This is a genomic window from Mycobacterium sp. 2YAF39, from assembly GCF_052114565.1.
Classification (GTDB): domain Bacteria; phylum Actinomycetota; class Actinomycetes; order Mycobacteriales; family Mycobacteriaceae; genus Mycobacterium.
Map to the genome: position 1 here is coordinate 387605 of NZ_JBFREZ010000005.1, position 13640 is coordinate 401244.

Consider the following 13640-nt stretch of genomic DNA (forward strand, 5'->3'; position numbering starts at 1 on the left):
ATAACGCCATAATTGACGCGTCGCTCAAGTTGGCAACTTTCCGATGTTGCAATAAGCTAGCAAATGCTTCATTCTTTGCGGAACGAGAATTCACGAGAGAGGGTTCGCCAGGTGGGGGTCGATTCGCTTCGAGTGCTGGTACTCGGACTCAACTACGCTCCCGAGCCGACCGGAATCGCGCTCTACACCGCCGGACTCGCGCAAGGACTCGCGGACAGAGGGCATCGGGTGCGGGTCCTCACGGGACTGCCGCACTACCCCCAATGGCGGGTGTCACCTGGCTACTCGTCGGGGTCGGACACCGGCCCCGACACCAACCCCCGGGTGAGCCACCTGCGGCACCATGTGCCGTCGCCGCCCGACATGCGTGGTCGCATCGCCATGGAACTGTCCTATGGCCGCAGAATCGTGCGAGCAGGCTGGGATGAACCCGACGCGGTCGTCGCCGTCACCCCGGCCCTGCTGGCGACCGCGGCAGCGATCGCCAGGGCCCGCACGTCCCGGCGCCGCCCGCCGGTCGGCGTCTGGGTTCAGGACCTTTACGGACTCGGCGCTGCCGAGACCGGCGCAGGCAATGGGCTGGCCGTCGGCGCGATCAGCCGTGTCGAAAAGACGGTCCTGCGCTCAGCCGATCAGGTGGCCGTCATCCACGACCGGTTCAAAACCCACGTGGTGGACGCACTTGGTGTCCGCAGTGACCGGGTCAGCGTCATCAGGAACTGGACCCATCTGCGGCCCCTGGACCGAGCGGTCCGTGCTCAGGCCCGCCGCAGCTTCGGCTGGGCCGACGACGAGATCGTGGCACTGCACGCGGGCAACATGGGTGCCAAGCAGGCTCTCGAGAACGTCATCATCGCCGCGTCGACCGCCGAATCCCTCGCGAGACCAGTGCGATTCGTGCTTCTCGGCGACGGCAATCAGCGAGCCAAGCTCGAGCAGCTCGGCGCCGGGGTCCCGAATCTGGAGATGATCGCGCCGCTGGACGACGCGCGGTATCGCGAAGCGCTGCTCGCCGCCGACGTATTGCTGGTCAATGAGAAGGCGACCGTTGGCGACATGGCGGTGCCCAGCAAGATCACCTCGTACTACACCTCCGGCAACCCGGTCGTCGCGGCAACCCGTGCCGACAGCATCACCGCCGCGGAGATCGAGACATCCGGCGGCGGACTCGTGGTGCCACCCGAATCTCCTGCCGATCTGCTGGCCGCGGTCGAGAAACTCGGTCGCGACAAGGCACTGGCCCAACGGCTCGGTCAGGCCGGCATGGATTTCTGCACCCGCACGCTGTCCCAGACCACCGCCATGGACCACTACGAGCGTTGGATCCATCGACTCGCCAAGACCGCAACCGGTCGCCGCACCGACACACAAGGAGTACTCCAGGCATGACCAAACGCGCTCTCATCACAGGCATTACAGGCCAGGACGGCTCCTATCTGGCCGAGCTGCTGCTTCGCAAGGGTTACGAAGTGCACGGTCTCATCCGCCGCAGCTCGACCTTCAACACAGCCCGCGTCGACCACCTCTATGTCGACCCGCACGACCCCGATGCCAAGCTGTTCCTGCACTACGGTGACCTGAGCGACGGCGTACGGCTCGTCACCTTGCTGGCCAAAATCAACCCCGACGAGGTGTACAACCTGGCCGCCCAATCGCACGTGAGGGTCAGCTTCGACGAACCCGAGCACACCGCGGACACCACGGGCGTCGGTACGATCCGTCTGCTCGAGGCGGTCCGGATGGCCGGACTCAACTGTCGCTTCTATCAAGCCTCGAGTTCTGAGATGTTCGGCGCCACACCGCCTCCCCAGGACGAGGAGACACCGTTCTACCCTCGCTCCCCCTATGGTGCGGCCAAGGTGTACTCGTACTGGATAACCAAGAACTACCGCGAGGCCTATGGAATGTTCGTGGTGAACGGCATCCTGTTCAACCACGAATCACCGCGCCGCGGCGAAACATTCGTCACCCGTAAGATCACCCGGGCCGTCGCGCGCATCGCGGCCGGACTGGAGCAGCATGTGTACATGGGCAATCTCGACGCGGTACGCGACTGGGGTTACGCACCCGAGTACGTCGAAGGCATGTGGCGAATGCTGCAAGCGGACGAACCCGACGACTACGTTCTCGCCACGGGCGAGGCGTATACGGTGCGCGACTTTCTGGCCATCGCGTTCGAACATGCCGGGCTCAACTGGGAGGACCACGTGCGGTTCGACGACCGCTACCTGCGTCCGACCGAAGTCGATTCGCTGATCGGGAATGCACTCAAAGCGGAACGGAAGTTGGGCTGGAAGCCGCTGGTGCACACACCTGAACTCGCCCGCATCATGGTCGACGCAGACCGTGAGGCCCTCAAGCACGCGGGAGGCAAGTGGATCGATGCACCCGATCTGCCGACCTGGCCGATTTCATGATTGACGACAATCAGTCCTTCACCCTGGACCGCGGGGAAACCATCTACGTGGCCGGCCACCGGGGACTGGTGGGCTCGGCGATCTGGCGGACGATGCAACGCCGCCGCGGCTTCTACAACCTCGTCGGGAGCACTTCCGGCGAACTGGATTTGACCGATCGACATGCGGTGTTTCGCTTCATCTCCGATCTGCGACCGTCGGTTGTCATCTTGGCCGCGGCCAAAGTCGGTGGAATCAAGGCCAACAACGATTTTCCGGCCGACTTCCTGTCGGAGAACGTCCAGATACAGACCAACGTGCTCGATGCCGCGGCCGCGATCCGGACACCGCGTCTCCTCTTCCTCGGCTCGTCGTGCATCTACCCCAAGTTCGCACCGCAACCGATCACGGAGAGCGCCCTGCTCACCGGTCACCTTGAATCAACCAACGACGCGTACGCGATCGCGAAGATCGCGGGCATCCTCCACGTCCAGGCGGTTCGCCGCCAGTACGGGTTGCCGTGGATCTCGGCCATGCCGACGAACCTCTACGGTCCTGGCGACAATTTCTCACCGGCGGGCTCACATGTACTCCCGGCACTCATCCGGCGCTACGACGAAGCGCTCGCCCAAGGCGTACCCGCGGTGACGAACTGGGGGTCGGGAACTCCGCGGCGCGAGTTCCTGCACGTAGACGATATGGCCGATGCCTGCATTCACCTGCTCGAGCACTACGACGGACCCAGTCAGGTGAACGTCGGCACGGGCAAGGACATCACCATCGCCGCGCTGGCCGAAATTGTGGCCGAGGCAGTCGGTTTCACCGGTGACACTCAGTGGGACGTGTCCCAGCCCGATGGAACTCCGCAGAAACTGCTGGATGTCAGCCTCCTGCGGAGCACCGGGTGGGAACCGAGAGTCGGCCTGCGCGAGGGCATCCGATCAACGGTCAAGTGGTATCGCGCCAACCGGGGCGCCGTACGCGCATGAGTGAGGCGAATTGGTCCCTGCGCGGCTTCACCGGCGCAAGCTACGACAAGGGCCGAGGCCCGCTCACACAGATTCTCTGGTTCTCGGTGTCGGGATTACTGCTGACACATTGGTGGTGCCCCAACGTCGTGCGGTGCACGGTCCTACGCTTGTTCGGAGCCAAGATCGGCCCGGGGACGCTCATTCGTCATCGCGTGCGTATTCACTGGCCGTGGAAGCTTGTGGTCGGTTCCGATACCTGGATCGGCGAAGGTGCGTGGATCCTCAATCTGGAGCCGGTGACCATCGGTGACGACGTCTGCATCTCCCAGGATGCGCTGCTGTGTACCGGGAGCCACGACCGACGTTCGCCCACATTCGAATTCGACAACGCACCCATCCGGATCGAAGACGGCGCGTGGATTGCCGCGCGTGCGACTGTGCTTCGCGGTATTTCCATCGGCAGGAATGCCGTCGTCGGCGCCACCGCTTTGGTGACGTCCGATGTCCCACCCGACACCGTGGTCCTTGCTCCGCAAGCCGTGACGATAGACCGTTGATCGGAGGACTGCTCCCGTGCGCATCCTGCATGTCGTGACACTGGTGTCACCGGATTCGGCATACGGCGGTCCGGTGCGCGTGGCGGAGAACCAATGCACCGAGTTACTCAACCGCGGCCACGACGTCCACATGGCTGCAGGTGTCCGTGGCTACGAATCTGTGCCCGATACCGTCGGTGCAGTACCAGCCCACCTATTTCCCGTCCGGACGACGATTCCCCGGGTGGGGTTCGCGGGACTGCGCGCCGCCGGCCTCGTGCAATGGGTACGCGACCACGCCTCCGAATTCGACGTCGCGCATGTGCACCTGGCCCGTGACTTCGTCACGTTGCCTGCAGCCCTTGCCCTTCTGCGCTCCGGCACACCGGTGGTGGTGCAGCCGCACGGAATGATCGACGCCAGCGACCGGCTGCTGGCCAAGCCGCTGGATCATTTCCTCACCAAACCGGTCCTGCGCGCAGCCTCATCCGTCTTCCACCTGACTCCGCGAGAATTCGACGACCTGGCCGGTGTGGCCGGGGATTCCATTGCGCTGCGCGAACTGCACAACGGTGTTCCTGAGGCGAGCGATTGCGACGATACCGGCCGGACGCGTGACGACGAGGTGCTGTTCTTGGCCCGCCTGCATCCGCGCAAGCGTCCGACGACGTTCGTTCGGATGGCAGCCGCGCTCGTCGAGGCCGGGATCGATGCGCGCTTCACATTGGTCGGGCCGGACGAGGGTGAAGGCGCTGCGGTTGCGAACCTGATCGAGCAGTCGTCTTTGCAATCCCAGGTCACCTACGAAGGTGCACTGAAGCCGGAACAGTCGATTTCGCGGATGCGACGCGCCAAGGTGTACGTGCTGCCGTCGGTCGACGAGCCCTACCCGATGAGTGTGCTCGAGGCGATGTCGGTCGGCCTTCCCGTGGTGGTCACCGACACCTGCGGACTGGCCCCGCTGATCTCCGAATCCCGATGCGGTATCGTCGTCGGGTCCGACGACATCGACTCCCTCACCGCGGCGGTCCGCACCATTCTCGAAACCCCCGGGCTGGCCGGCGAGATGGGTGAAAACGCCCGCCGCACAGTGACACAGCGACTGGGCATGTCGGCCGTGGCCGATCTACTTGAGCAGAACTACTGGCGCGCGATCGACGCGCGCGCCGTAGCCCGCTGAGGTCAGACCTCGCCGCAGGTGTCGACAGGCGGCGTGCCTTGGAGCCGCTCCGTCAGCCACTGTGACAGCCGCGGTCCGCCGTTGAGGTTGCCGTGGCCTTCGCCCGGCCGCACGATGAACTCGACGACATCTCCCATGCCACATGCCTTCTCGACAGCCGACCGCACCCACGGCGCGCGTACGGTCTGATCATCGGCACCGGTGATCACCAGCATCGGACCTGAAGCAGGGCGCTGTGGCAACGAGTATTCGGAAAGGGCCTGCTCTAACTTATCAGCGGCCCCTTCCGAAACAGGTTGGCTATCCGGTCCTCTGAGCTCTGCGGCGGCTGCCGTTCGTCGCGCGAGAAGCGGGCCCGCGCATGCCAGCCACACGTCGGTGTTGCGAGCCAACGCTCCGTGCAGATAGTCGTCAGGGTTGAGGTCACCGTGGGTGGCGCGCAGACCATAGACGACCATCGGCAACAGCACCTGCTGCTCCTTGCTGAGCCATCCCGACTCGGCCAGCGTTGCCATTTTCGACATGTCGACCACGGGGGCCATCGATGCGGATCCGAGGAAGTCCAAACCTTCTCCGTATTCGGAGGCGTACTCGTTGGCCGCCCAACTAGCCTGGCCGCCTTGCGATATTCCCACCGCGAACCACTTCGACGACGTGGTCGGGACGAGTTCGCGCGCGGCCCGCACCGAGTCGATCATGTTGAAGGCCGCAGTCCTCGGTTCCAGAAATGGATGGGTACCGGCGAGACCGAGCCCTTCGTAGTCGGGCAACGTGACGACGAACCCGAGCGATACCAGGGATGCGACCACCAGGTCGTAGCCCAAGAGATCCGGGTACCCCGACGGGCCGCATCCATTGCCAATCCCGGTCATGCCGTGACCGTAGGCGATGACGGGCCAACCACCCTGCGGCGGTATACCCGCGGGCACGACAACCGTTCCCGAGACGTCTCGCTCTCCCCCATCCACGCCGGAGACCGACCGGTACACGACCTTGAACTGAGAACTGCCGATGTCGGCAAGCGGTTTTGAAAGCGCCGCGACACTCTCCGAATTGACGACCGAACCGCGCAACCGCTTGACATCCGGCGAAATCTCGATGTTCTGCTCGCCTGAATGCACTGCCGTGCCGGCCTGACGCGTATCGGGCTCGGTTGTGGAGCACGCCTGAAGCGACGCCATCGCCATGCCGACGGCGAGCACCGTCGCCAACACCCGAACGGGTTTCTTCTTTACGATCACGATTGTCTCCCTGGTCGATTCGAAGCGCTCAGTCACGGCCTCAGCCCGCTTCGGACATGGTGTAGGTCAGGTCTTGCACAGCCGGTGTCGTGGTGATCCGGCGCGGAGAAACGAAGTCCAGCACAGAGTGTCCGTTCCGGGACACCTGAACGCTGACTTCGGCGTCAGGTCCGTCGATCGTTCCGATGGTCGCCACACACGTGTTGATGCCGACTTCGCCGTCGCAGGACGTCTGCTTGTCACCGACGTCGATGGTCACGGTGGCCGGAGCAGTCAGGATGCTCACCGCCTCCACGCTGTCTCGGCCGGGCACACTTCCCGCACGCAATGCCGCCACCGCCTTCTGCTTCGGATAGGAATCGTTGCCGACCAACTGAGTTCGATGAGTGAGGAAGACTCGATCGACGGCGGCCGGAGGTGGTTGTCCGGTCTTGAACACCGCGATGAGGTATGCGTTGAGCTCCAACAGCGCCGTCCCGTGCTGGACCGACGGCGCGAACGCCGTGCCTTCACCAAAGTCGTTCCACGTGATCAGCTGCACCCAGTCCGCGTCGCCGTTGATCGCGATCTGCCAGGTGTTCCGCAGGTTCGTCGTGTTCTCGGCCTCGTCGTAGATCTTCTGGACCGGACGGTAGTCCTGCATCGAAATCGGCTGCATCCATATCAGATTCAGCGCACGCGCCCGCGTGACGGGAGCCAGCGGGAATCCGGTCACGGGGTTGAAGGCGGGGTTGCGGCCGCCCCATGCCGACATTCCGTACGAGAAGTCATGGAAGGCGTCGATCAGGTCCAGACGGGCTTCGAGAAATACCGGCACCAGCGCGACGCCCAATCCGTGCTTGCCTTTCATCTCGTCGATGAACGACCGCCACATCTCCGGTGACCAGTTCTCAGCGTAGAAGGGCGACACCACGATTCGACCGTCCTGGAGCCGGAACGCCGCCGGACTCGCTGCCAGGGCGGCCATCTCGTCGGCGAGCTGGGCAGGCGTCAGATATTTCAGTTCACCGTGCATATCGGGCATCAACATGATCTTGAAGTTCGGATCGACCGATTGGGCAGCGCGCAGCAGCATCGCCGGCACGTCGGACACCCAGTTCTGGCTCGCTGCCGGCGTCAGGATGTCCACGCTGAAGCCATCGATGCCCGCCTCGGACGCCTGCGTGACCTCCTGCATCAGGTCCAACTCGCGCCAGTTGGCCTCCGACCGCGGCGCACGAGGCATCGGCCGATCGCGAAGCATGCCTCCGACTTCGGAATACTGGCCGTTCAAGCCGTCGGGATTGAGGTAGTTGGCCGAGTAGTAGTCGACGGCAGGGTCGAGATTGTCCAGCGAAATGGGAAACGGCGGGAAGTAATGCGCGAAGACCAGCCGGCTTCCCTTCCCGGTCTGTCCAGGCGGTGCGGCCGCCCGGATGCCCTCGCCCCGTTGCCCGTTCACCGCGGGGCTCGCCACTGAGGTGACAATGAGCAGGGTGAGCAGCGTCGCCACCACGCTGACCCGGCCAGCGATACGCAGCCGTCGTCGGCGCGGGTCGGCTGTACGGGAGCGACGTGCATGGCTTGGCGGCACCTGTAACTACCGCGCCTCGGCGAGAACCGCGCCGACAACCCGGACCCCTACGTTGCTCAGCGCGTCCTTTGCCTGGGCGAGCTCGTCGATCCGGGTCTTCCCGGCAATCGCAACCAGGACGACCTCATCACACGCGAGTCCGACGACGGCCGCATCGGTCGCATCGAGCACGCCGGGCGTGTCGAGGAAAATGTGGTCGAACGACTGCGCAAGGGAGCCAAGAGTTTTCGTCATCTCCTTGGAAGCGAGCAGGTCGCTCGAGGCACCTCTTGGGCTGCCCGCGAACACCACGCGCACGTCGGTTTGGGGCAGCTGGTAGACCGCATCCTCGATGGCGACATCACCCGACAGCACCTCGGAAAGCCCCTTGTCCGAGTTGTCGCCGAGGTACTGTGCCACGCGCGATTCGCGCAGGCCGGCGTCGATGATCACCGGACGGTGATCGATGCTGTCCAGAGCAATGGCAAGGTTCGTCATCGTCGCGGTGGTCGACTTCGCCGATCGCGGTGACGTGAAGGCCACCGTTGCCGCATTCGAATCCCGTTCCGAATACAGGAAATTGGTGCGTAACCGCCGTATCGCTTCGGCATAGGGCGTCGCGGCATCGGCGGTGTTGTCCATGGGGGCCTTCAGGCGGGCCGTGTCACGAGGCAACGTGCCGAGCACCGGTACGCCGGTGGCATCGGCGAGCTGGTCTTCGCTTCGGACGGTCCTGTCCAGCTTGTGGACCAGCCACATCGCCAGCATCGCCACCAAGATCCCTGCCGCAAGGCCGAGCAGGGCGTTCAACACATAGTTCGGCGATACCGGTGAGCTCGCCACTTCGGCCTTCTGGACAACCGTCACGACGGAGCTCGGCTGATTGGAGTCTGTGGGGGTCTCCAGTCTCGCGATGTAGGCAACGAGGTTGTCGGCGTAGGCGTCTGCAAGATTCGCCGCGCCCTGTGCAGACGAGTCCGTCGCCGAGATCTCCATCAACACCGTCTTCGGCACCTGAGCACCGGTGACCTGCGTTGCGAGCGTGTCCGGCGACACCGACAGTCCGAGATCGTCGACGACCTTGACTGCAAGGTCTCGAGAACTCACCAACTGGGCGTAGGTCGCCGCTCTCTGTTGGGAGAACAGGTCTCCGTTGTAGGCACCGGCCGAGTCGGCGCTCGCCGGAGACCCGAGAAACAGTCGTGAACTCGCCTCATAGGTCTGCGGAAGTGCAGAGCTGATCGCAAGCGATGCGCCCAACCCCACCACCGCGCCGGCGACCAGGGGCAATGTACGTCGTGTGATCTGTCGCCAATTCATTCGGCGGTCCTCCTATTAGACGAAATGAGTTGTAGAACACCGCTCTTGGCGGAGCGGATTCCCGGCGTGAACACGGCGCCGAGGATCGAGATCTGCTGCGATTTCAGTCGATCGAGTGCCGCGCGTAGTTCGTTCTCCCGAACCTGCCCGCTCACCACGATCACGACGGCATGAGCGATCGCGCCGCCCAGCCCCTTGTCCGCCTCGGCAGCGTCGCTGCGCCCCAGCATGTTCGAGGCATCGATCACGATGATGTCGGCCGATCGGCGCAGCTCGGCGGCGGTGTCCACCGAAGCGACCAACGATCCGCGCCGCGTCATCGCCGACGTCAACTCACCGACCGCCGCCGCTGATTCGCCGACGTCCCCGTCCGCGGCGGTCACGGCGATATAGGCGGGCCGTTCACCGGGCAGAGCGCGTTCTATCGCCAGCGCGGCCAGATTCCATTCCTGTTCCCGGTCACCGCCCTCACCGCCCAGCACTGCGAGCACGGGCAACCCACCGGCCTGTTCGACCATTCGCGCGTCGGTGATCACCCGCCGGCGGCGGAACAGGGCGACACCCGTGACCCCGGCGAGGAACCCCAGGGATATCCCCAGCAACACGTATACGGCGATGTTGGGGTCGCTCGGCTCGCTCGGCGCCTCGGCAAGCTGCGTTATCACGGGGTCCACGTTGGGAATCCGCATCCCGGCAGGGGTTTCGAGCCGCCGGATGTCGTCGGCGAATGCGACGGTGACCGCGTTGGCCAGGTTCTGCGCATCAACGGGCGAGGAGGCTTTGACCGTCACCGCGATAAGCACGGTGTCGGGCCGGACCCTCGCCGAAATCCCAGCGGCCAGATCCGCAGGGCTCATGGCGAGCTGAAGCTTGTCTACCACCCGCTGTGCCAGATCAGGCCTTGCCGCCAGCTCCACGTAGCTGCGTGCACGCTGTTGTGAGAACGCGTCGGCCTGGAAAGGACTGTTGTCAGCGTTGTCGGTCGAGGCGACGCTGCTGTACCCCGGGGTCGCGAGGAACAGTTCGGCGGTGGCGGCGTACTTCGGAGTGGCCGACAACGCGATGCTCATCGCGATCACGCCTCCGGCAACGGTGGCGATTGCGATCCATTCCCATTGGCTGCGCAGGAAATCGAGATACCGTCGAAAATCCATCAACCCACATCCGTTTCAATGATTCCGTACCGTTGGAGAGCTTCGGCGAGTTTGCGTGCGATCAACTGGTGCCCCAGAGGCGAGGGGTGCATCCCGTCCTCGGCCCTGATGGTCGAGAGGTCGACGTCGTTGTACCAGCCGTCTGCCGCAGGATCGATGAGGATCCCGCGGTGGCGGGCGACGACGTCGCTCATCGCCGCGATGCGCAGCGGGTAGTCGGGCGCCTGCTCGTTGGTCAGCTGCGCAGGCGCGAGCACGACAACCTTTGCATCGGGCCATAACTGGCCGACGCGCGTCAGGTACCGATCAAGCGTGCTGCTCAGCGAAGTCAGGGGTGCCTGCAGATCGTTGCGCCCCGCATCGACGACGACGATATCGACGTTGTACCGCTCGTAGTCGGTCGCCAGGCGATCGATCAGCCGATGCATGCCGGGCGCGTACGTCCGCCCGTCGTTCACCAGGCCGGTGCCGGTCTGAGCGTCGACGTTGCAGTTCACGCCCACCGTATTGCACAGGATGTAGGGGTAGGCGTTTCTCGGGACACCGCCATAGCCGGACGCGTAGTCGTCGCCGACGACGAGAAGAGAAGGACGGCGGGCGAGTTCCATCGAAGCAGGCGGCTGCTGCCCACTGGCGGCCGTGACACTTGCCGCGTGGTCACTGGATGAGCGCCACAACAGGAACGAACCCAGGCAGAGCGCAGCGACGAGGCAACAAGCGCAGACCGCGCGCAACGAACGTGAGCTGGCGGGAGCCAGGGTCAGCTTCTGCAGCCGGTTCATCGGGACGACACCCGCTTCCAGCTGCTGACGAAGATGGTCGACCCGACGATGACGATGAGGTATGACATCGCCTGCAGCAGTGAGCCTCTGAGCAGAATCATCAGGTAGAAGGGCAGGACACAGTCGATGATTCCGGGCGCTCGGGCGCGCTGAAGACTGGCTTCGATGCTCGTGTCACGCGTACGTACCAGCCAGCCCAAACCGGCCATTCCGAGCACCAATGCGACCCAGCCGCCGTTGATGAACAGCTCAGACCATATCGGCGCCGACAGGTTCGAGAAGGTGTACCTGCGACTCTCCGACAGCAGAATGCCGGTATCGCTCGGCTTCTCCTGCCAGAACCTTCTGGGCACCCAGAACAACAGCACGCCGGCAGCCTGGTTGCCGTTCGTGATGCCGTGATTTTCGACGTACAGAAGCGTGTTGTTGATCTGAGCGAAGGCGTCGAAGTCGGGAGAGGTCAGCGATTCGACCACCGAGCCGGACTTGAATTCGGCCGTCGAGGAGTACCGGAACGCATCGGCCAACGGGAACGCGACGATCAGGACCACCACCCACAGGATGGCGATGACCCGGAACCGCTTGGCAGTGGCAAACAATCCGAAGGTGGCCGCCATCGCGAGCGCGACCGTCCCGAACACGTAGCGCGCGCTGCTCAACGGATTGACCGTGATCACCAGGGCCAGCCCGACAGCCACTGTCAACGCGATCAGCGGCCATTCCCGTGTCTGCTGGCGCCGGACGAGATTCACAAGAGCGATGAAGGCCACGAGGAGCGACATTGTGGTCACAGCACTGATGAGTGCCGCGATGGCTCTCTCAGCCCAGATTCCGTCCACCGCTGCCAGGAATTCACCGCGGCTCGAAAGCAGGGTCCCCACGCCGACTTTGGAGATGAAGTATGCGTCGACCAAGAGGGCGAACAATGCCAGCGTCACCGTGCGCGCCAGGTTCGGCCCGTCCGACAAAGTCCAGCCACTCGACCGCGTACGCCGTGGCATGGATACGGCCAGACCTAGGCAGAACGCGGCGATGCCGACCAGCACCACCACCATCGCAGGCAGGTTCAGCGCGGGATCGATGCGTGGCGTGGTGCCCGGATTCTGCTCCGTGCGCAATTGAACCAACGGCGCGAGCCCGAGGAATACATAGACAAAGACCCAGAACGACATCTCGTGCAGCCGGCGCTGCCCGTCGGCGATGATCCACGCGTACCGCAGGCCGGCAATCGTCGTCACCGACAACGCCACCGCCCAGACCGGCTGTCCGTCGGACGGCGTCGAGTAGACGAGACCCACCGGAACGAGAACGACCATCGCGATGGCGACCCAGGTGGCAAGGAGCCATGCGGACAGCGGTCGCCGGTCGACGCCGGAGACACCGACGGCACCGCCGTCGGCTACATCCGACGCATTCCGGTCGGAGACCAGACCGACTGAACCTGCCACCCCAGAAATCCCCTCATCGACTGGACGGAATCACGCACGCGATCTGCGGCTCCGAAGACAATTTAGTAACCAGCGCTGATCCTAGCAAATAAATCGGGTCCGCACATCTCGCGCACGGCCAGTTCATGCACTCCGCAGAGATCCGCCGCATGTTCACAGGTCCCGGCAAGGCGGCGCCCAGTTCGATAGGCGGGATCGCGCTGAAGTATTTTGGGCCTTATAGTGCATATATTGACGTCGAACCAGGGATTCGTCCGCGGTGCGACAGCCCGTACGGATCAGCGGTGGCACCACTCGGCGGGCACCGGAAGAACGTCGAAACGGACAGGGGATCAAGGGGATGACGAGGAAACGCTTGCGAATTTTTGTCGCGTTGCTTGTTTTGTCGCTTGCCGTCACGTTTGCCATCGCGGCCATGAAAACCGACACCAAGGCAGAGGTCGCGCACCGGGACAGCCCGCCGTCTCTACTGGTGATCGGTGACAGCTTTGTCGCGGGTGCGGGCGTGACCGATCCCGGGCAGTCCTATCCCGCGGTTTTGGCGCAGGCCACCGGTATGCGGCTGTCCGTCGACGGACAGGGGGGCACCGGCTTCGTCAACGACGCCCACGGCACCGGCAACGGAGACACCTCGAAAATGATCGACAGACTGGATGCCGACGGACAAAGGTTCCCAGACGCCTCGGTCGTCGTGATCGATGCGGGCAGGAACGACCTCCGCTATCCGGTCGATCAGGTGGGCAGTGAGGTGTCCGAATACCTCGACCGCGCCAGGGCTCAATGGCCGACGGCCGACATCGTGGTCGTCGTTCCGGCCTTCATCAAGGAGCAGCCGTTCGACGGATATCGGGACGTACTGAACCGCTTCGAGAACAGTGCATCGAAGGTGGGCGCGACGTTGATCGATCCCACCGCCGAAGGCTGGTACCAGAACGTCGACGTCGCAACGCTGGTGTCCGCCGACAAAGTGCACCCGAACGCGGACGGAGCCCGACTCATTGCGGAGCGTATGGAGCAGTCGCTGCGTTCGCACGGTCTGGTGCCCACGACTGCATGACGA

12 protein-coding genes are annotated in these 13640 nt (G+C 64.1%); 6 read left to right on the plus strand and 6 right to left on the minus strand.

What is annotated here, in order from left to right; genetic code table 11:
• Positions 1 to 111 precede the first annotated feature (111 nt).
• From AB4Z42_RS17315 to AB4Z42_RS17335, 5 genes are read left to right on the plus strand one after another with little or no spacing between them, the layout of a single operon-like run.
• Complete coding sequence (locus AB4Z42_RS17315) at positions 112 to 1389, plus strand: glycosyltransferase (protein WP_442010419.1); 1278 nt, start codon at positions 112 to 114, stop codon at positions 1387 to 1389.
• Positions 1386 to 2417, plus strand: a complete 1032-nt coding sequence (gene gmd / locus AB4Z42_RS17320; protein ID WP_442010420.1) for a GDP-mannose 4,6-dehydratase — start codon at positions 1386 to 1388, stop codon at positions 2415 to 2417. Before AB4Z42_RS17315 ends, gmd begins: the two co-directional genes overlap by 4 nt.
• Entirely contained in the window at positions 2414 to 3385 is a 972-nt protein-coding gene (locus AB4Z42_RS17325) for a GDP-L-fucose synthase family protein (RefSeq protein ID WP_442010421.1), read from the plus strand. Before gmd ends, AB4Z42_RS17325 begins: the two co-directional genes overlap by 4 nt.
• Positions 3382 to 3924: a DapH/DapD/GlmU-related protein gene (locus AB4Z42_RS17330; protein WP_442010422.1), complete on the plus strand. Its 543-nt coding sequence runs from the start codon at positions 3382 to 3384 to the stop codon at positions 3922 to 3924. Before AB4Z42_RS17325 ends, AB4Z42_RS17330 begins: the two co-directional genes overlap by 4 nt.
• Before the next feature lie 16 nt (positions 3925 to 3940).
• Positions 3941 to 5083, plus strand: a complete 1143-nt coding sequence (locus AB4Z42_RS17335; RefSeq protein ID WP_442010423.1) for a glycosyltransferase — start codon at positions 3941 to 3943, stop codon at positions 5081 to 5083.
• A 2-nt stretch (positions 5084 to 5085) separates the two neighbouring features.
• Here the strand turns inward: AB4Z42_RS17335 and AB4Z42_RS17340 are convergent, their stop codons facing one another.
• From AB4Z42_RS17340 to AB4Z42_RS17365, 6 genes are all read right to left on the minus strand, one after another.
• Positions 5086 to 6324, minus strand: a complete 1239-nt coding sequence (locus tag AB4Z42_RS17340; protein ID WP_442010424.1) for a lipase family protein — start codon at positions 6322 to 6324, stop codon at positions 5086 to 5088.
• Between the two features lie 40 nt (positions 6325 to 6364).
• A complete protein-coding gene (locus tag AB4Z42_RS17345) occupies positions 6365 to 7816 on the minus strand; it encodes a glycoside hydrolase family 71 protein (protein ID WP_442010425.1) in 1452 nt (483 codons plus the stop codon).
• 87 nt (positions 7817 to 7903) lie between these two features.
• Positions 7904 to 9196, minus strand: coding sequence for a Wzz/FepE/Etk N-terminal domain-containing protein (locus tag AB4Z42_RS17350; RefSeq protein ID WP_442010426.1), 1293 nt, complete (start codon positions 9194 to 9196; stop codon positions 7904 to 7906).
• Complete coding sequence (locus AB4Z42_RS17355) at positions 9193 to 10350, minus strand: Wzz/FepE/Etk N-terminal domain-containing protein (protein WP_442010427.1); 1158 nt, start codon at positions 10348 to 10350, stop codon at positions 9193 to 9195. Before AB4Z42_RS17355 ends, AB4Z42_RS17350 begins: the two co-directional genes overlap by 4 nt.
• Positions 10350 to 11132, minus strand: a complete 783-nt coding sequence (locus AB4Z42_RS17360; protein ID WP_442010428.1) for an SGNH/GDSL hydrolase family protein — start codon at positions 11130 to 11132, stop codon at positions 10350 to 10352. The genes AB4Z42_RS17355 and AB4Z42_RS17360 overlap by 1 nt, the downstream gene beginning before the upstream one ends.
• The gene (locus tag AB4Z42_RS17365) at positions 11129 to 12580 is read right to left on the minus strand and encodes an oligosaccharide repeat unit polymerase (RefSeq protein WP_442010429.1); all 1452 of its coding nucleotides are present in this window, start codon (positions 12578 to 12580) and stop codon (positions 11129 to 11131) included. The genes AB4Z42_RS17360 and AB4Z42_RS17365 overlap by 4 nt, the downstream gene beginning before the upstream one ends.
• 415 nt (positions 12581 to 12995) lie before the next feature.
• Here AB4Z42_RS17365 and AB4Z42_RS17370 point away from each other — a divergent pair, with 415 nt between their 5' ends.
• Positions 12996 to 13637: an SGNH/GDSL hydrolase family protein gene (locus AB4Z42_RS17370; protein WP_442010430.1), complete on the plus strand. Its 642-nt coding sequence runs from the start codon at positions 12996 to 12998 to the stop codon at positions 13635 to 13637.
• The last annotated feature ends 3 nt before the right edge of the window (positions 13638 to 13640 follow it).

Coding starts and splice junctions, on each gene's coding strand:
- gmd (WP_442010420.1), top strand. CDS start 1,386: ATGACCAAACGCGCTCTCATCACAGGCATTACAGGCCAGGACGGCTCC.
- AB4Z42_RS17325 (WP_442010421.1), top strand. CDS start 2,414: ATGATTGACGACAATCAGTCCTTCACCCTGGACCGCGGGGAAACCATC.
- AB4Z42_RS17330 (WP_442010422.1), top strand. CDS start 3,382: ATGAGTGAGGCGAATTGGTCCCTGCGCGGCTTCACCGGCGCAAGCTAC.
- AB4Z42_RS17350 (WP_442010426.1), bottom strand. CDS start 9,196: ATGAATTGGCGACAGATCACACGACGTACATTGCCCCTGGTCGCCGGC.
- AB4Z42_RS17355 (WP_442010427.1), bottom strand. CDS start 10,350: ATGGATTTTCGACGGTATCTCGATTTCCTGCGCAGCCAATGGGAATGG.
- AB4Z42_RS17360 (WP_442010428.1), bottom strand. CDS start 11,132: ATGAACCGGCTGCAGAAGCTGACCCTGGCTCCCGCCAGCTCACGTTCG.
- AB4Z42_RS17370 (WP_442010430.1), top strand. CDS start 12,996: ATGAAAACCGACACCAAGGCAGAGGTCGCGCACCGGGACAGCCCGCCG.